Raw genomic sequence first — 18,011 nt, 5'->3', positions numbered from 1 at the left:
GGCGGGCTCGCGCGCGGTGGCCCCGCCTGCCGCCCGCGCGGGCGCGCGGGCCGACCGCGGGCCGTCGCCACGCGGCGCCCGGCCGGGAGCGGCGATCGCGCCGCCCCGGGCGGCGACACGGGCGCGGGCGGGCCGGCGGACAGCATGGGCGGGGACGGCATGAGGGGCATCCTGCGGCTGATCCTCGGGCTCGCGCTGGCCGTCGCGCTCTGGCAGGGCCTCGTGTGGGCGTTGGCGCTGCCCGCCTTCCTGCTGCCGCCGCCCGGGCGCGTGCTCGGGACGCTCTGGACCTCGCGGGGGCTGGTGGCCGAACATGCCGCGATCACCGCGGCCGAGATCGGGCTTGGCCTCGTGCTCGGGACCGGGTGCGGGGTGGTGCTGGCCATCGCGATGGCCGGCTGGCCGCGGCTGGCGCGCGCGGTGCGCCCGGTGCTGGTGTTCACCCAGACGATCCCGGTCTTCGCGCTGGCGCCGCTGCTGACGCTGTGGCTGGGCTATGGCATGGGCGCCAAGATCGTGATGGCGGTACTGGTGATCTTCTTCCCCGTCACCTCGGCCTTCCACGACGCGATCCTCGCCACGCCGCGCGGCTGGATCGAGACGGCGCGGCTGATGGGCGCCTCGCCGGGCCGGATCCTGTGGCACGTGCGCCTGCCCGCGGCGCTGCCCGGGCTTGCCTCGGGGCTGCGGCTGGCGGCGGTCTATGCCCCGATCGGGGCGGTGATCGGCGAATGGGTCGGCTCGTCCGGCGGGCTGGGCTATCTGATGCTGCTGGCCAACGGCCGGGCCAAGACCGACCTGATGTTCGCGGCGCTTCTGGTGCTGGCGGCGATGACGCTGGCGCTGCACCGGGCGGTGGATGCGCTGGCGGGGCGGGCGGCGGCGCGGATGCGCGGCGAGCGGCGGCTCAGCGCCCGCGCGCGGCCGCGATCCGCTTCAGCTGCGCCTCGCGGAAGGTGATGTAGCTGATCGCGGCGATGATCATCGTGCCGCCGAGGATCACGAAGGGGTCGATCGGCTCGCCGAAGACGACGCGGCCGAGGGCGGCGGCCCAGACCAGCTGCAGGAACACCACCGGCTGGGTCACCGTGACCGGCGCCGCGAGGAAGGCGCGGGTCATGCAGTAATGCGCCAGCGTCGCCAGCGCCGCCGTCGCCGCGAGCGACAGGTACTGGCCCGCGTCCGGCGCCACCCAGACCGCGAGGGCGAAGGGCGCGAGCATGACGGAGACGACGAGCGACATCATCGCCACCACCAGCCCGGCCGGCGCAAGCCCGGTCAGCCGCTTGGCGCAGAGGTAGCTGCCCGCGAAGCAGATCGCGGCCCCCAGCTGCGACAGGTGCCCGGGCGACAGCTCGCGCAGGCCGGGGCGCAGGATCACCGCCGCGCCCAGCACCGCGACCCCGATCGCGGCGATGCGGCGGGCGGCGAGGCGCTCGCCGAAGATCAGCGCCGCGCCGATCGTCATCGCGATCGGGTTGAGATAGCCGATGGCCGTCGCCTCGGCGACCGGGATCCGCGCCATGGCGAAGAACCACAGCACCACCGCCGCCGAATGGATCGCGCCGCGCCCGAGAAACAGCCCCCAGGCCAGCCGCGGCAGCCGCTGGCGGCGCAGCGCCGCGAAGGCGGGCAGCAGCAGCGCAAGGCCGAAGGCGAAGCGCAGGAAGGCGCTTTCGGTCGCGGGCAGCGCCGTGCCCATGTGCCGCACCAGCCCGTTCACCCCGATGAAGGCAAGGCCCGAGGCCAGCATCCACAGCACCCCGCGCAACGGGTTCGCCGGCGGCAGCGCGCCCCCGGGGGACTGACCGGACGGCCCACCGGGCGGGCTGCCGGGCGGGCTGCCGGGCGGGCTGCCGGGCGGGCTGCCGGGCGGGCTGCCGGAAGGCATCACGGGTGGCATCACGGGCGGCAGGGCTGCCGGAACGTCGGACGGGGCGAGGGAGGCGCGCGCGGGGCTCATGGCGTTACCTCGCCCGCCCGGCGCGGGAAGGCAAGACGCCGCGCCACGTCGCGCGCTCAGCCGGTGACGAGCCCGGCCGCGATCGTGGCCATGACAAGCGCGATCAGCGCGTCGAGCACCCGCCAGGCGCCGGGCCGCGCGAAGAGCGGCGCGAGCGCCCGCGCGCCATAGGCGAGGCCGAAGAAGAACAGCACCGAGCCGCTGGCCGCGCCGAGGCCGAAGGCCAGCCGGTGCCCCGCGTGCTGCGCGCCCACCGCGCCGAGCAGCACCACGGTGTCGAGCCAGACATGCGGGTTGAGGAAGGTGATCCCCGCCAGCACCCCCAGCACCGAGCGCAGGCTGCGGCGCGGCCCCCCGGCGGGATCGAGCGTCTCGCCGCCCCGCAGCGCGCGCCGCGCCGCAACCAGCGCATAGGCGGCGAGGAAGGCGGCCCCGGCCCAGCGCAGCAGCGGCCCGAGGCCGGGCTGCGCCGCGATCACCCCCGACAGCCCCGCCAGCCCGAGCGTGATCAGCGCCACATCGGCGAGCGCGCAGAAGGCGGCGGTGGCGAAGACATGCTCGCGCCGCAGGCCCTGGCGCAGCACGAAGGCATTCTGCGCCCCGATCGCGACGATGAGCCCGAGGCCGAGGCCGAGGCCGGAGAAGGCGGAGGTCCACATCGGGGGGCAGTCCTTGGCAGGTGACGGGGGGCGGGTGACGGGTGACGGGTGATGGGGGCTCCGCCCCCGCGGCTGCGCCGCTCCCCCGGGATATTTCGGCAAAGTCGAGGGCGGCCGGGCGTGGACTAGGGCCTGGGGGCGGATTAGGAAAGCTCATCCTGCTTATCCCGGTGAAGGAAATCTTCATGCTCGACTCGGCGCAGCTGGAAACCTTGTCGGCGGTGCTGCGGCTGGGCAGCTTCGAGGCCGCCGCCGGGCGGCTGGGGGTCACGCCCTCGGCGGTGTCGCAGCGGATCCGCGCGCTCGAGGAGCGGGTGGGCACGGTGCTGATCGAACGCGGCCCGCCGGTGGCGGCGACGCCCGAGGGCGCGCGGCTTGCCGCCCATGCCGAGACGGTGCGGCTTCTCGAGGCCGAGGTGCTGGGCCCGGCGGCGCCGCGGGGCGACTGGCCGGTGATCCGGATCGCGGTCAATGCCGACAGCCTGGCCACCTGGTTCCTGCCGGCGCTGGCGGCGACCGGCGAGCGGCTGTTCGATCTGGTGATCGACGACCAGGACCATTCCGCCGACTGGCTGCGGCGCGGCGAGGTGCTGGCGGCGGTGAGCGGGCACGCGCGGGCGGTGCAGGGCTGCGACACCCGCGCGCTCGGCCGGCTGCGCTATGTCGCGACCGCCAGTCCGGGCTTTGCCGCGCGCTGGTTCGCCGGGGGCGTCACCGCCGAGGCGCTGGCGCGCGCGCCGACGCTGGTCTTCGACCGCAAGGACCGGATGCAGGCCGACTGGGCGCGCGCCGCGACCGGGCAGGCGATCGCGCTGCCCGCGCATCGCATCGCCTCGTCCGAGGCCTTCGTCAGCGCGACCGAGCTGGGGCTTGGCTGGGCGCTGAACCCGGAGTGCCTGGTGCGGGCGGCGCTGGCCGAGGGGCGGCTGGTCGCGCTGCGCCCCGAGCTGTCGTTCGACACCGCGCTGCACTGGCAGTGGTCGCGCCGCGCGGCCGGGCCGCTGGCGCCGCTGACCCGCGCGGTGCGGGCCGCCGCCGCGCGGGTGCTGCTTGCCGACTAGGTCGGCCCCGCGCAGGGAGCGGGAGGCCGGGAGCGGGGAGGCCGGGAGCCGGGAGGCCGGGTGAAGAGACCGATCCCCGCCGGCACCGAAACGGCGGTTCGGCGGGCGCGCGCGGCGGCGAGGGGACGTGGGCCCGCCCCCGCCCCCCCGGCGGCGCCGCGGCCGTTCAGGGCAGCGCGATCCCCGGCAGCGCGCGCACGAGATCCATGAACGCCTCGCCGCGTTTCTCGAAGTTCGGGAACTGGTCGAAGCTGGCCGCCGCGGGCGCGAGCAGCACCACCTCGCCCTCCTTCGCCTCGGCCGCCGCGCGCGCGACCGCGACGTCGAGCGTCTCGCAGATCTCGTGCGGGGTGTCGCCGAGCTGCAGCGCGAAGTCGCGCGCGGAATGCCCGATCAGATAGGCCTTCGACACGGTGCCCAGGTGTTCCCACAGCGCCGCGATCCCGCCGTCCTTGCCCAAGCCCCCCGCGATCCAGCGGATCTTCGGGAAGGCCTGCAGCGCCTTGGCGGCACTGTCGACATTGGTGGCCTTGCTGTCGTTGACGAAGCGCACGCCCGCGCGGGTGCCCACGGTCTGCGAGCGGTGCGGCAGCCCCGCGAACGAGGCGAGCGCCGCCTCGATCACCTTCGGCGCCAGCCCCAGCGCCCGGGTCGCGGCATAGGCGGCGCAGGCATTCTGGTGGTTGTGCGCCCCCGGCAGCCCCGCGATCGGCCGCAGGTCGATCGAGGCCACCTGCCGCCCCTTGCGCCATTCCGCGAGGAAGCCCTTCCGCGCGAAGACCGACCAGCCCTCGCCCTCGATCCGGCGGGCCGAGGACACCCGGATCACCCGGTCGTCGGCCGGCCCCATCGACAGCTGCCCCGCGAGGTACAGCCCCTCGGTCTCGTCGATGCCCACGACCGCGCGGTCGGGCCCGCCCTCGGCGAACAGCCGGCGCTTGGCGGCGAAATAGCCGCCCATGCCGCCGTGGCGGTCGAGATGATCGGGCGAGAGGTTGGTGAAGACCGCGATGTCGGGCGTGAGCGCGCGGGCGAGGTCGGTCTGGTAGCTCGAGAGTTCCAGCACCACCACCTCGCCGTCCTGCGCCGGCTCGATGTCGAGCACCCCGCGGCCGATGTTGCCCGCCATCTGCGTCGGGCGGCCCGCCTGTTCGAGGATGTGGTGGATCAGCGCCGTGGTCGTCGACTTGCCGTTCGAGCCGGTGACGGCGACGACCTTCGGCATCACGTCGAACCCGTCCCAGGCGCGGTCGGCCCAGCTGCGGAAGAACAGGCCGATGTCGTTGTCGACCGGCACGCCAAGCTCGAGCGCCTTCAGGATGTGGCGGTTCGGCTGCGGGTAGAGATGCGGGATCCCGGGCGAGGTCACCAGAAGCTCGATCCCCGTCCAGGCCGCGTCGCGCCCGAGGTCGGTGGTGGCGAAGCCCTCGGCCTCGGCCTTCGCGCGGCTTTCGGGGCTGTCGTCCCACAGCACCGTCTCGGCCCCGCCCGCCGCCAGCGCCCGCGCCGCCGCAAGGCCCGACCGCCCCAGCCCCAGCACCGCCACCTTGCGCCCCTCGACGCCCTTCACCGGTATCATCCGCGCAGTCCCCGTCGCTTGTTCCGGCCCCGTCTTACCGCCGCCGGGGCGCAAAGGTCCACGGCCCTCGCGCGTGGCGCGGCCGCAGCCTGCAGGGGATTGCCGCGGGAAAACATATCGACTAATCCAGAAGTATGATCGACTGATCCAGAAGTTCGACGAGCCGCCGCAGGGCGGGACGCGACGTGACGACGGGAGGCGCGGGTGCAAAGGCCAGGCACGGAGACGACCGGGACCGCCCCGGCGATGGACACCGGCACGCTGACCGGGGCGCCCCCCGGCAGCGGGGCGGAGGGCTGCGGCGCGATGGGCAAGGCGGCGGCACTGGCCGCGTTGTCGGCGCTGGGCCACGCGGGCCGTCTGGACGTGTTCCGGCTGCTGATGCGTGCCGGCCCCGAGGGGCTGCTCGCCGGCGAGATCGCGGCCGAGATGGGCGTGCTGCAGAACACGCTGTCGACCAATCTCGCGATCCTCGCCGACGCCGGCATGATCCGCCGCGCGCGCGAGGGCCGCGGCATCCGCTATTTCGCCGCCGTCGAGGGCATGGCGGCGCTCGTCGCCTATCTGGTCGAGGATTGCTGCGGCGGGCGGCCCGAGCAGTGCCGGCCGCTGCTGGCCGAGCTGACGCCCTGCTGCCCCGGGGCTGCGACATGAGCGCCGCCGCGACCGGCCGCGCCGCGCGGCGCGCGGGCCCGTCTGCCTGCCCCGCCGCGGACGCCGGGGGCGCGCGATGACCGCGCCCGTGGTCACGCCCTGCCGCCGGCTGGCCGCCGAGGCGATCGGCACCGCGGCGCTGGTGGCGACGGTCGTCGGCTCGGGGATCATGGCCGATGCGCTTTCGCCCGACGACGCGGTGGCGCTTCTGGGCAACACGATCCCGACGGGGGCGATCCTCGTGGTGCTGATCACCTGCCTCGGGCCGCTGTCGGGGGCGCATTTCAACCCCGCCGTGACCGGGGTCTTCGCGCTCAGGGGCGAGATCGGCTGGCGGCTGGCGCTTGGCTATGTCGTCGCGCAGGTCGCGGGCGGGATCTGCGGCAGCCTGCTCGCGCATGCGATGTTCGACCTGCCGATGCTGCAGATCTCGCAGAAGCTGCGCACCGGCGGCGCGCAGTGGCTGGCCGAGGGGGTGGCAAGCTTCGGGCTGGTCGCGGTGATCCTCGCGGGGCTGCGGCACCGGCCGGCGCAGATCCCGATGCTGGTCGGGCTCTACATCACCGCCGCCTACTGGTTCACCGCCTCGACCAGCTTCGCCAACCCCGCCGTGGCGATCGCGCGCGCCTTCACCGACACCTTCGCGGGCATCCGCCCCGCCGATGTCCCCGCCTTCATCCTGTCCGAGATCGCGGGGGCCCTGCTGGGCCTTGGCGTCGCGGGCTGGCTTCTCGCGCCCGGGACCGCCGCGGCGCCACCGACGGAGAGAGCATGACCATCGTCATCCACCACAACCCGGCCTGCGGCACCTCGCGCAACGTGGTCGAGATCGTCCGCGCGAGCGGCACCGAGCCGGTGATCGTCGAGTACCTGCAGACCGGCTGGACCCGGCCGCAGCTTCTGGGCCTGTTCGCCGCCGCCGGGCTGACGGCGCACGAGGCGCTGCGGGTGTCGAAATCCCCCGCCGAGGCGCTGGGTCTGACGGCGCCGGGCGTCACCGAGGATGCGCTGATCGACGCGATGGTCGCGCACCCGGTGCTGGTGAACCGGCCGATCGTGTGCAGCCCGAAGGGCGTGCGGCTGTGCCGCCCCTCCGAGCGGGTGCTCGACCTGCTCGAGACGCCGCCGAAGGGGCCGCTCTACAAGGAAGACGGCGAGATGATCCTCGACGCCGAGGGACGGCCCGTCGGCTGAGAGGCCCGTCGGCTGAAAGGTCGGTCGTTTGAGCAGTCGGCTAGGTGGTCGGCCGGCCCGGACGGCCGTCGCGCCGCGGATCTGGCCCGGCCGGGCGAGGTGACGACTGTCAGGCCCAGCGCCGCCCGGCCGCCCAAGTCCCGGACCGGCCGCGCCCCCCGCCGCCGGCGCGTCGGCAGCGCCGTGCCATCGACAGGGGCCGGCGCTTCCCTTGCATCGGGGGATCGGCGCGCTGCCGGCGCCGTGCGGCCTTTGCGCTTGCGCGGGGTCAGGCGGGTGAAAGGCCGCAGGATGAATTGGCGGGTTCCTTGCCTCCCGCGGGCGGCCCTTGGACCAGCGGTACTGGCGCGGCGCAGGAGCCGAAAGCCGCGGGCCGTGCCGGGTCAGGCCGCCGCGCGCAGCAGGGTCGCGGCCACCAGCGCCGGCGCCTCGGACGAGATCCCGACCGGGGCAAGGCAGGGCCCGGGGAAGCGCGCCTCGGCCAGGGCGCGCGGCAGGTCCTGCTCGACATGGCCGCCGCTCGCGGCGAAGAACGGCAGGCACAGGCTGCGCTCGGGCCAGCCACGGGCGCCCGAGATCTGCGGCGCCTGGTCGATGAACGCGGCCTCGGCCCCCGCCAGACCCAGCCGCTGCACGAGGCCCTCGGCGAAGGCGCGCGCGATCTCGGCCGGGGCCGCGCTCTTGAACGAGCCGTGGGCCGCGAGCAAAAGCCGCGTCTCGCCCGCCGACCAGCCCGCCGTGCCCAGCGCCGCGGCGATCTCGCGCTCGGCCAGGGCGGGCAGGTCGGGCTCGGTGCCGAAGGGCGGCAGGATCGTCACCGCGGTTTCGGGCAGCCCGGCCTCGGCCAGCCGCGCCGGCAGCGCCGAGCGCGTGAACCAGCCCGGCGCCATGAACATCGGGTAGACGAGGATCGGCGCCGCGCCCGCGCCCAGCGCCGCGGCGGCGCGGTCGATCGCGCCGGGCTCGGCCAGGGTGGCGGCCGCGACCCGTGCCCCGGCGGGCAGGTGCCCCGCGACCCGCGCCGCGAACGCCACGAGCGCGTCGGCGGCGGGCCCGGGGTCGGAGGGCTGGCCATGGGCGGCGATCAGGACGCGCAGGGCAGTGGCGCGCGCAGCGGTCGTGTCTTGGGGCATCCGGGTCTCCTTCCGCCCAGATATGCAGCCCCGTCCGCGGACATCAAGGCACCGCGCTACATCCCGATCGGCGCGCCCATCACGAAGCTTTCCAGCGCCTCGGTCTCGATCGGCTTGTACAGGATCTCGACCCCGGCGGCGGCGCAGGCGCCCGCCACCTCGGACGAGCGGTTGGCGGTGACGATGCGCACCGGGCGCGGGCCATAGCGCGCCTGCAGCAGCCGCACCGTCTCGAGCCCCGAGAGCCCCTCGCCCAGCTGCTGGTCGACCAGCATCACGTCGGGCACGATGCCGATCTCCTCCAGCAGCTCGAGCGCCTCCTCGCCCGAGGAGACGTTCAGCACCGCCACCCCCCATTTCTCCAGCACCAGCGCCATCGCGCGCTGCAGCTCGGCGTCGTTCTCGACCAGAAGCGCGATGCGATCGCCCGGGCCGGCCTCGTCCTCGGGCGGCAGCGCGGGCAGGCCCGGCTCGGAGGTCTCGGCCAGCCGGCGGGTCGACAGGCCCAGACCGAGCGAGAAGCAGGTCCCCCGCCCCGGCGCCGAGCGCAGGTCGAGCGGGTGGCCCAGAAGCGCGCAGGCCCGCTCGACGATGGCGAGGCCGAGGCCCATCCCCTCCGAGGCCGAGGCGCGCGCGTTCAGGCGGTGGAACTCGCGGAAGATCGCCTCCTGCTCGTGCTCGGGGATGCCGGGGCCGGTGTCGTGCACCTCGATCCGCACGCCGCCGGCGGTGCGGCGCGGGCCGACCAGCACCCGCCCCGCGGTGGTGTAGCGCACCGCGTTGCCGATCAGGTTCTGCAGGATCCGCCGCAGGTAGGTCGCGTCCGAGGCCACGATCGCCGAACAGGGCAGCACGTCGAGCGCGATGCCCTTCTTGGCCGCCAGCGGGGTGAATTCGTCGCGCAGCTGCGCGAGCATCGGGCCAAGGCGGACGGGCACGACCTCGACCGCGGCGCGGCCCGATTCCAGCTTCGAGATGTCGAGCAGCGCGCCCAGGATCCCCTCGACCGAGATCAGGGCGTTCTGCGCCTTCTCCAGCGTGGCGCGGCCGCGCGGGCTGTCGACATCGTCGGCGACCGAGGCCACGAACAGCTTCGCCGCCGACAGCGGCTGCAGCAGGTCGTGGCTTGCGGCGGCGACGAAGCGCGAGCGGGCGGCATTGGCGCGCTCGGCATTGGCGAGCGCATCCTCGAGGTCGAGCGTGCGCGCCATCACCCGGGCTTCCAGCGTCTCGTTCGCGCGCGCCATGGCCAGGATCGCCTCGCGCTCGCGGGTGATGTCGGTGAAGGACATCACGAAGCCGCGGTCGGGCATCTCCTGCGCCGAGACGGCGACGATCATCTCGGTGCCGCGGCGGATCTCGAAATCCAGCGGCGGGCGGGCGGTGTCGCGATGCACCCAGTGTTCCAGCGCATCGGCATCGGCGCCGGCCCCGAAGACGAATTCGGTGCGCGCCCGGTCCAGCAGCATGTCGAACCCCGCCCCGACCCGCAGCCGGTTCAGCGGGATCGCCAGCAGATGCGCAAGGCGCTGGTTCCATCCCACCAGTTGCAGCTGGCCGTCGAAGATGCAGACCCCCTGGCTGATGTGGTCGAGCGTGGCGCGCACGATCCGGGCCTGGTCGTCCAGAAGCTTGCCGCGCTCGTGGCGCTCCATGCGGATGATGTCGGTGACGTCGGTCTGCAGGATCACCGTGCCGCCGTCGCGGGTGCGGTGTTCCGACACCTGCATCCAGCGGTCCCAGATCATGCGCACGTTGAAGATCACGTGGCGGTCGAGATGGCGCTTCATCCGCCGCTCGGCCCAGGCGGGGCCGGAATCGCCCTCGGGCAGTTCGAGGAAGCGCGAGCGGCTGACCATCTCGATGTACTGCGCGAAGCTCAGCCCCGGGCGCAGACGCTCGCGGATGTCGAGCATGTGCATCCCGAAGCGCGAGTTGCACATCACCAGCACGTCGTCGGCATCGAACAGCGCGAAGCCTTCCTGGATCGTCTCGATCGCGTTGGCCAGGCTCTGGCGCGCCTGCTCGGTCGCGCGGCTGGCCGCGGCGAGGCGCGCGTTCGATTCGTTCAGAAGATCCAGCGCGCGCTCGAGGTCGCGGGTGCGGTCGCGCACCTGGTCCTCGAGGATCGCGGCGCGCTGGAACTGGGCATAGGCCGCGCCCTGGCTGTCCGAGGCCTGTTCGACCTGGCGCATCAGCACGTCGCAGATCTGCAGCAGCTTCTCGGTCCGCCGCTCGGGCGGGTCGGCCGGGTTGATCAGCCCCTCGCTCAGCATCGTCATCCGGGTCCCTCGCCCCCGGGCGGATAGAAGGCGATGCCGGTGAAGGTCTGGTTGACATGCATCGCGCCGCGCTGCTCGCCATAGGTCGAGAAGCCGCGGACGTTGAAGCGGCGGAACAGCTCGGACAGCTTGCCCGACATCTGCTTCTGCTCGGCCTCGAGCCTGCGCAGGATGCAGTCGCAGCCCAGGATCGCGGCCGGCGGCCCGTCCTCGCACAGGGCGGCAAGCTCGCCCGCCAGGTGTTCGGCCATGTCCGAGGGTTCGGCCACGGTCAGCACCAGCCCCTCGTCGATCGCGGCGAAGAACACGAGGTCGCCGTTCTCGGCCACCTGCTGGATCGCGCGCACGTGGTGGCGCCCGCCGACGCGCACGACAAGCGGGTGGGCGGCGAAGGTGAAGGGGGTCAGCTGCTCGGGGTCCTTGCCCAGGATGCGGGCGTATTCGCGCGCCGCGGGCTCGGCATTGATGCGGCGCACGATGCGGCGGCGGGGATCGGCTTCGGTCACCACCATCCGCCGCTCGGTCGGCACGAGGTGGTCGAGGTTGAAGACCCTGACCGGGCAGTCGGTGCGCACCAGCGACAGCACGGCGGCATTGCTCAGGAACTGGCCGCCCTGCAGCACCAGCGTCTCGCGGAACCGGGTGCCGTCGCCGGCCGAGCCGCCGAACAGCGGCACCGGCCCCAGCCCCTGCGCCAGCGCGGCGGCAAGTTCGTCCTCCTTCACCGACAGCCCGTCGACAAGGAGGAAGGCGAATTCGTGCACGAAGCCGCGCGCGCGCCGCGCCAGCGCCTGGCGGGTCCGCACGAGCCCCGTCGCCAGGTCCTGCGCATCGAGCGCGGCGAGGTCGGGGATCAGCACCGTCTCGGCCGCGAAATGCGCGGCGGGCAGGCCGACGGCGACGATCGTGCCCTCGTCATAGCCCTTCGACGACAGCTCGCCCGCGGTGGTGCAGCCGACGATCCGCACCCCCGGCATCGCCTGCGCCAGCCCCGCGCGCAGCCGCTGGCCGTCGGTCTCGGGCGACAGGAACAGCAGCACCAGCGCGAAGGGCCCCGGCCCCAGCCGTTCGGCCAGCAGCCGCGCGGCATCGGGCCGGAACGCCGGCACCTCGGCCGAGCGCACCAGATCTGCGGTGGCCGGCGGCAAGGCCGCCTGCGCGATGGCTGTCATCCGGGTCCCTCCCCCCGGGCCCGGCCGATCCCTCCCCGGATCGGATGCGGTCCCCTCGCCCGACAATCGTGGCTTTTCAGTCCTCGGGCAAGAGGTTCGCGAAGCTGGCTTCCTGTGCCAGCAGCACCGCCTGGGTGCGGCTCTGCACGCCCAGCTTGCGCATGATCGCGGTGACATGGGCCTTCACGGTGGTCTCGGCGATCTGCAGGTCCCAGGCGATCTGCTTGTTCATCCGGCCCGCGCAGATCAGCTGCAGGATCTTGGCCTGCTGGCGCGTCAGAAGCGACAGCCGCACGATCGCCTGTTCGCGGGGGCTGGCTTCGCCCTCGTCGCCGTCGAAGGCGCCCTCGGGGGCATGGATGCCGCCGGTGGCGATGGTGTCGAAGGCGGCGCGGAAGGTCTCGCGCGGGGAATGCTTGGGCACGAAGCCGGTGGCGCCGGCGCGGATCGCGGCGCGGATCACCCGCGGCTCGGCCAGCGACGAGACGACGACGATCGGCGTGTCGAGCGCGGCGGTGCGCAGCCGGATCAGCCCGTCGAGCCCGTTCACGTCGGGCAGGTTCAGGTCGAGGACGATGACATCGGGCAAGGGCGTGCGGCCGACCCGCTCGAGCGCCTGCTCCAGCCGGCCCACGGTCTCGATCTCGGCGATGCCCACGGCCGCCGACAGCGTCATCGACAGCGCGTCGCAGAACAGCGGGTGGTCGTCGACGATCAGCGCCGAGGTCAGTGGGCGGTCGAGCGTCATCCCGGTCTTGGCTTCCATCATCACGGGTCCAGTCTTCACGATCCTGTCAGACGCAGGCTAGCAGAGCGAGGGGGGGCGCGCACATTACCCTTAGGTCTTAGGCGGATGCCCTCCGGCGCGGCAGGCCCCGCCGCCCCTGCCAAACCCCGCCCTGCCCCCGACGTCCCACCCTCGCGGCCCAGCCCGACGGGCGGCGACACGCCAACGCCCCGACCGCCCCGACGGGCGGCGACACGCCAACGCCCCGGCGGCGCAAGGCCGGCAGGAACCGGCAGCGCCTGTGTCGAAGACCTGCGCCGATCGGGGCTGGCTCGTCTACCCGGGCCGCCGACAGGTCGGAACCTTGCCGCCCGTGCCGAGCCAACCCGGCAGACCCACCAGGCGGATGGCGGGCAGCGGTCCCTGCGAAGGCCCCTGGCCGGAAGCGGGGGGCCAACGTCAAAGACCCGCGTGGGTGAGGTCGATCCTGTCTGCCCAGCCCGCTTTAAGGTCCGCACCTCGCCATCCCTGTCGATACGGTCCGGCAACACCGGCGCACGGCAGTCGGGAAGCGCCCCTGCCACCGGAGCGGGAACGTCCCCGGACAGAACCGGGTGCGCCTGTGTAGAAGCCCCGCGCCGATTAGGTCTGGCCCGTCTGCCCGAACCGCCGACGGGGCCGGACCTTGCCACCCGTGGTGGGCGGCGCCGGCGGCAAGCGCAGAGCGCCGGGGGTGGCAAGCGAAAGCGACCCCGGCCGCAACCGAAGGCGCGTACGTCGAAGACTCGGGTAAGATCGGGGCCCTCCGCCCGTGTCGGGAGGGCCCGGCCGACCCGCCGGGCGGAGGGCGGGCGGCGGTCCCCCGCAGCGCACCAACCGAAACCGGGACCGCCTGCGTCGAAGACCCGCGGGGGCGCGGTCGCGGCCATCCGCCCGGCCCGTTTGAAGGTCCGGGTCTCGCAGCCCCCGGTGATCCTGTCCGTCCCCGCCGCCGGGCGAAGTCGGGCAGCGGCCTGCCCGCCCAAGCGAAACGCCCCCGGCCGGAACCGGGGGCGCCTGTGTCGATGATCCGGTCGGATCAGTTCGAGGCCATCTGCTTGGGCAGCTTGAACGTCCAGACCATGCCGCCCTGGTTGAGGTAGTTCACCTTCTTGGCGACCTCGCCGCCCCAGAGCGGCACCGCGCCGCCCCAGCCCGACACGACCGAGACATACTGCTCGCCGTCCTGGTCCCAGGTGATCGGCTGGCCGACGATGCCCGAGCCGGTCTGGAAGCTCCACAGTTCCTCGCCCGAGTCGGCGTCGAGCGCCTTGAACTCGCCCTCGGGGGTGCCGAAGAACACGAGGCCGCCGGCGGTGTTCATCGTGCCGCCCCAGAGCGGCGAGGGGTTCTTGTACTCCCACTTGATGTCGCCGGTGTTCGGGTCGATCGCCTTCATCGAGCCGATGTAATCCTCGAACAGCGGCTTGATGGTGAAGCCCGCGCCGAGGTAGGCCGCGCCCTTCTTGTAGGTGATCGGCTCGTTCCAGATGTCCATGCCCCATTCGTTCGAGGGCACGTAGAACAGCCCGGTCTTCGGGCTGTAGGACATTGGCATCCAGTTCTTGCCGCCCAGGAACGACGGGACCGCGAAGATCTGCTCGCCCTTCTCGCCGTCGGCGGCCTTGGACGGATCGCCGGGGCGGTTGTCCTCGTTGTAGACCGGGCGGCCGTCCTTGCCGATCTCCTTGGCCCAGGTGATGTCCTTCACGAAGGGCGTCGCGTGCACGAAGGCGCCGTCCTCGCGGTTGAGCACGTAGAAGAAGCCGTTGCGGTCGGCGGTGCCGAAGCGCTTGTTGCCGTCCTTGTCGACGAAGGGCACGACCTCGTTCACGCCGTCGAAGTCCCAGCCCTCGCGCGGGGTGGTCTGGTAGTGCCACTTGATCTCGCCGGTCTTGGGATCGATCCCGAGGCGCGAGGCGGCATAGAGGTTGTCGCCCTTGTTGCCCTCGACCGGCGTGCCCGCATTGCGCAGGTGGCTGTTCCACGGCGAGGGGTTGCCCGCGCCGAAGACCAGCGTGTCGGTGTCGGCGTCATACGAGCCGCCGAGCCAGGTCGCGCCGCCGCCGGTCTTCCACAGGTCGCCCGGCCAGGTGGCGTTCAGCTCGCCCGTCATGGTCGAGTCCTTGCCGTTCAGCGTGCCCATGTGCCCCTCGATCGTGGGCCGGGTCCAGACCAGTTCGCCCGTCTCGGCGTCGCGGGCCTGCACCTCGCCGACGATCCCGAACTCGCCGCCGGAATTGCCGGTCACGACGAGGCCGTTCACGATCAGCGGCGCGGCGGTGTAGCTGTAGCCCTCCTTGTACTCGGCGATCTTCTTGTTCCACTTCACGTCGCCGGTCTTGAGATCCAGCGCCACGATGCGGGCGTCGAGCGTGCCGAAGTAGATGTTGCTGCCGAAGATCGCGGCGCCGCGGTTGATCACGTCGCAGCAGGGCAGGATGCCTTCAGGCAGGCGGGCGTCGAACTGCCACAGCTCCTTGCCGGTCTTCAGGTCGATGGCCCACAGCCGGCTGTACGAGCCGGTGACGTACATCACCCCGTCATAGACCAGCGGCTGCGATTCCTGTCCGCGCTGCTTCTCGCCCCCCAGCGAGAAGGCCCAGGCCGGCACCAGGTTCTTGACGTTGGTCTTGTTCAGCGTCTCGAGCGGGCTGAAGCGCTGCAGGCCCCGGCCCATGCCGTTCGTCAGCACGTCGCCGGTGCTGGTCGCGTCACCCGCGAGGTCGGCTTCGGTGACCTCGGCCCGCGCGGCGGCGCCGGCCAGGCCCATGCCGAGCACGGCCGCCACGGCGGCCATGACGAATCTGTTCATGCTGTCCTCCCTCTCCAAAACCCGCGGTTCCCGGCCGCGGAGAGCACGGGCTTCATAACGACACCGCGAGCCTGCGCGTGGAATTGCACATTGGTCGTACGACCCCGGCGGCGGCCCGAACCGACGACCAAGGGGGCCTGTCGCCCCCGGCGCCGTCGCCGCCGCCCGGCCCTGAGCCGTCGGGGCATCGGCGGGCCGCAGCCCGCCGCCCGGCCCCGGACACAGAGCCCGGCGGCCGGGGGCGACCGCCGTCGGCCGGACCCGGGCGGGGCATAGGCGGGGCACGGGCTGCCCGGCGCGGACGGTCGAGGGGGCCGGCGCCGCCCCGGGCGCGGGTGGCGGCGCAGCGCTCGCGGCCGGCGGCGGCGCCGCGGGGCCGCCCGCCCACGGTTTCGGGCGCGGGCGGCGGGCGACCCGGCGGCGGCGGGCTCCGCCATAAGTCGGATGGGCGCGCGCCGCCCGCCGGCCTAGGATGGCCGCGTCAGGGGGAGGAGACCATGACCATCGCCACCGATCTCGGCCGCGCGCTGCGCGGTCTCGCCGCGGGCGCCGCCGCCGTCGCGGTGCTTGCCCTGCCGGCGCTTGCGCAGGACCGGCCGGCGCCGGCGCAGGACCTGCCGGTGCTGCGGCTGGGGCTGCAGCTGTCGGGCACCGTGAACTGGGAGGTGGACACGATCCGCCACGAGGGGCTCGACACCGCCAACGGCCTGACGCTCGCGGTGCAGGACATGGCCGCGGGGCCGGCCGCGCAGGTCGCGCTGCAGGCCGGCGCGGTCGATGCCATCGTCTCGGACTGGCTCTGGGTCGCGCGCCAGCGCGCCGACGGGCAGGACCTTGTGTTCATCCCCTATTCCCGCGCGGTCGGCGGCCTGATGGTGCCCGCCGACAGCCCCGCGCAGCGGCTGGGCGAGCTGGCCGGCGGCAAGATCGGCATCGCCGGCGGGCCGGTCGACAAAAGCTGGCTGATCCTGCGCGCCTATGCCGAGCGGCAGGAGCACATCGACCTGGCCGCGGTGACCGAGCAGGTCTTCGGCGCGCCGCCGCTGATCTACAAGGCCGCGCTGTCGGGCGAGCTGCAGGCGGCGGTGAACTTCTGGCACTTCGGCGCCAAGATGCAGGCCGCCGGCATGCGCGAGCTGATCTCGGTGCAGGAGGCGGGGACGGCGCTGGGGCTGGACCCGGGCACGCCGCTTCTGGGCTATGTGCTGCGCGGCGACGTGGTGCGCGCGCATCCCGGCCTTGCCGAGGGCTTCGCCGCCGCCTCGCGCGCCGCGAAGGAGACGCTGGCCACCTCGGCCGATGCCTGGGACCGGCTGCGCCCGATGATGAACGCCGCCGACGACGCCGAGTTCGAGGCGCTGAAGGCGGGCTTCATCGCCGGCATCCCGCCCGAGGGCCCGGTCGACGAGGCGGCGGCGGCGAAGATGCTGGCGCTGATGGCCGAGCTGGGCGGGACCGAGCTGGTCGGAAGCGCCACCACCCTGCCCGAGGGCGTGTTCTGGAAACCGGCGAGCTGATGTTCGACGGCCCCGATCCCGCGCGCCCGCTGGCGCTGGCGCTGGATATCCGCCACGGCGGGCCGCTGGCGGCGGGCGGCCGGGTGCTGGGGCCGATGCGGCTTGACGTGGCGGTGGGCGAAACGGTGGCGCTGACCGGCCCCTCGGGCGTCGGCAAGTCGACGCTGCTGCGCCTTGCCGCCGGGCTTGACCGCGGCTTCGCGGGCACGCGGCGCAGCGCGGGACGGCTGGCGGTGGTGTTCCAGGACCCGGCGCTGCTGCCCTGGCGCTCGGCCGGGGCCAACCTGTGCCTCGCGACGGGGATCGGCGCCGGGGCGGCGGCGGACTGGCTGGCCCGCGTCGGCCTGCCCGGCCTGCACGACAGCTTCCCCGGGCAGCTCTCGCTCGGCCAGCAGCGCAGGCTTGCGCTGGCGCGCGCCTTCGCCGCCGATCCCGACCTGCTGCTGATGGACGAACCGTTCGTGAGCCTCGATCCCGCCACGGCCGAGGCGGTGCTCTCGCTCTACGAGCGGCTGCGCGACGAGCGGCGCGGGCACCGGCCGCTGGCGACGCTGCTGGTCACCCATTCGGCGACCGAGGCCGCGCGGCTCGCCACCCGGACGCTCGCGCTCACCGGCCGCCCGGCGCGGCTGACCGGCTGAGCCGCCGCCGCGGCTGCCCGGATCGGCCGCCCGGATCGGCCGCCCGGATCGACTGTCCAAATCGACTGGCCGCATAGACGGCCCGAATCGACTGCCTTCCCGGACAAGTCGTTAACTGGTATGATCTTCATGTTGACTTTGTTTTGGGGGAGACGAGGGTTGACAACATTCGATGAACGCGAACGTGCCTTCGAGGCCAAGTTCGTCCATGACGCCGACATGGCGTTCCGCATCGAGGCCCGGCGCAACCGGCTGATCGGGCTCTGGGCCGCGGGGCTGCTGGGCAAGAGCGGGCCGGAGGCCACCGATTACGCCGCCGCGCTGGTGCGCTGCGACATGGCCGAGCCGGGGGTCGAGGACGTGATGCGCCGCCTGCGCGAGGATCTGGGCGACCAGAGCGACGAGGCGACGATCCGGCGGATGCTGGAAAGCTGCCTGGCCGAGGCGAAGGCCCAGCTGAGCGCCGGGACCTGAGGCCGGACCACGGGCGCCATGGCCCCCCGTGCGGATCCGGCCGGGGGGATGGCGCAGCGCGGCCCCGGCCGTCTGCGCCCCTGTCTGCGCGTATTCGCCCG

At 73.6% G+C, this 18,011-nt stretch carries 16 protein-coding genes; 8 read left to right on the top strand and 8 right to left on the bottom strand.

Features of this window, described 5'->3' with window-relative positions; translation table 11 throughout:
• The first annotated feature begins 159 nt into the window (after positions 1-159).
• Positions 160-960, top strand: a complete 801-nt coding sequence (locus V8J39_RS01690; RefSeq protein ID WP_336459136.1) for an ABC transporter permease — start codon at positions 160-162, stop codon at positions 958-960.
• Here V8J39_RS01690 and V8J39_RS01685 read toward each other — a convergent pair.
• The gene (locus V8J39_RS01685; RefSeq protein WP_442902558.1) at positions 908-1,762 is read right to left on the bottom strand and encodes a DMT family transporter; all 855 of its coding nucleotides are present in this window, start codon (positions 1,760-1,762) and stop codon (positions 908-910) included. The two genes, V8J39_RS01690 and V8J39_RS01685, sit on opposite strands and share 53 nt — an antisense overlap.
• A gap of 257 nt (positions 1,763-2,019) precedes the next feature.
• Positions 2,020-2,622: a LysE/ArgO family amino acid transporter gene (locus tag V8J39_RS01680; RefSeq protein WP_336459134.1), complete on the bottom strand. Its 603-nt coding sequence runs from the start codon at positions 2,620-2,622 to the stop codon at positions 2,020-2,022.
• A 185-nt stretch (positions 2,623-2,807) separates the two neighbouring features.
• On the opposite strand from V8J39_RS01680, the gene V8J39_RS01675 reads away from it, so the two are divergent.
• Positions 2,808-3,683, top strand: coding sequence for a LysR family transcriptional regulator ArgP (locus V8J39_RS01675; protein ID WP_336459133.1), 876 nt, complete (start codon positions 2,808-2,810; stop codon positions 3,681-3,683).
• A 166-nt stretch (positions 3,684-3,849) separates the two neighbouring features.
• On the opposite strand, the gene murD is transcribed toward V8J39_RS01675, so the two are convergent.
• On the bottom strand, positions 3,850-5,262 hold the full coding sequence (murD, locus tag V8J39_RS01670) for a UDP-N-acetylmuramoyl-L-alanine--D-glutamate ligase (RefSeq protein ID WP_336459132.1): 1,413 nt from the start codon (positions 5,260-5,262) through the stop codon (positions 3,850-3,852).
• A 306-nt stretch (positions 5,263-5,568) separates the two neighbouring features.
• Between murD and V8J39_RS01665 the strand changes: the two genes are divergently transcribed.
• From V8J39_RS01665 to arsC, 3 genes are all read left to right on the top strand, one after another.
• Positions 5,569-5,916 (top strand): ArsR/SmtB family transcription factor, encoded by a 348-nt coding sequence (locus V8J39_RS01665; RefSeq protein WP_336460168.1) that lies wholly within the window; start codon positions 5,569-5,571, stop codon positions 5,914-5,916.
• Positions 5,917-5,992: 76 nt separating this feature from the next.
• The gene (locus tag V8J39_RS01660; RefSeq protein WP_336459131.1) at positions 5,993-6,691 is read left to right on the top strand and encodes an MIP/aquaporin family protein; all 699 of its coding nucleotides are present in this window, start codon (positions 5,993-5,995) and stop codon (positions 6,689-6,691) included.
• Positions 6,688-7,110, top strand: coding sequence for an arsenate reductase (glutaredoxin) (gene arsC, locus V8J39_RS01655; protein WP_336459130.1), 423 nt, complete (start codon positions 6,688-6,690; stop codon positions 7,108-7,110). The genes V8J39_RS01660 and arsC overlap by 4 nt, the downstream gene beginning before the upstream one ends.
• A gap of 383 nt (positions 7,111-7,493) precedes the next feature.
• Here arsC and V8J39_RS01650 read toward each other — a convergent pair whose 3' ends face one another.
• From V8J39_RS01650 to V8J39_RS01630, 5 genes are all read right to left on the bottom strand, one after another.
• A complete protein-coding gene (locus tag V8J39_RS01650; RefSeq protein ID WP_336459129.1) occupies positions 7,494-8,243 on the bottom strand; it encodes a CbiX/SirB N-terminal domain-containing protein in 750 nt (249 codons plus the stop codon).
• Positions 8,244-8,299: 56 nt separating this feature from the next.
• Positions 8,300-10,516, bottom strand: a complete 2,217-nt coding sequence (locus V8J39_RS01645; protein WP_336460167.1) for a PAS-domain containing protein — start codon at positions 10,514-10,516, stop codon at positions 8,300-8,302.
• 5 nt (positions 10,517-10,521) lie between these two features.
• Positions 10,522-11,697: an FIST N-terminal domain-containing protein gene (locus V8J39_RS01640; protein WP_336459128.1), complete on the bottom strand. Its 1,176-nt coding sequence runs from the start codon at positions 11,695-11,697 to the stop codon at positions 10,522-10,524.
• A gap of 76 nt (positions 11,698-11,773) precedes the next feature.
• Positions 11,774-12,463, bottom strand: a complete 690-nt coding sequence (locus V8J39_RS01635; RefSeq protein WP_336460166.1) for a response regulator transcription factor — start codon at positions 12,461-12,463, stop codon at positions 11,774-11,776.
• 1,039 nt (positions 12,464-13,502) lie between these two features.
• Positions 13,503-15,278: a PQQ-dependent methanol/ethanol family dehydrogenase gene (locus V8J39_RS01630; protein WP_336459127.1), complete on the bottom strand. Its 1,776-nt coding sequence runs from the start codon at positions 15,276-15,278 to the stop codon at positions 13,503-13,505.
• A gap of 497 nt (positions 15,279-15,775) precedes the next feature.
• Between V8J39_RS01630 and V8J39_RS01625 the strand changes: the two genes are divergently transcribed.
• From V8J39_RS01625 to V8J39_RS01615, 3 genes are all read left to right on the top strand, one after another.
• Entirely contained in the window at positions 15,776-16,795 is a 1,020-nt protein-coding gene (locus V8J39_RS01625; protein WP_336459126.1) for an ABC transporter substrate-binding protein, read from the top strand.
• Positions 16,795-17,436, top strand: a complete 642-nt coding sequence (locus tag V8J39_RS01620) for an ATP-binding cassette domain-containing protein (protein WP_336459125.1) — start codon at positions 16,795-16,797, stop codon at positions 17,434-17,436. The genes V8J39_RS01625 and V8J39_RS01620 overlap by 1 nt, the downstream gene beginning before the upstream one ends.
• Positions 17,437-17,595: 159 nt before the next feature.
• Positions 17,596-17,910: a DUF1476 domain-containing protein gene (locus V8J39_RS01615; RefSeq protein WP_336459124.1), complete on the top strand. Its 315-nt coding sequence runs from the start codon at positions 17,596-17,598 to the stop codon at positions 17,908-17,910.
• Positions 17,911-18,011 lie beyond the last annotated feature (101 nt).

The sequence above is a fragment of the Frigidibacter sp. MR17.24 genome (assembly GCF_037095655.1).
GTDB lineage: Bacteria > Pseudomonadota > Alphaproteobacteria > Rhodobacterales > Rhodobacteraceae > Frigidibacter.
The sequence above is the reverse complement of the archived record's forward strand: the minus strand, read 5'-3'. Positions and strand labels throughout refer to the sequence as shown.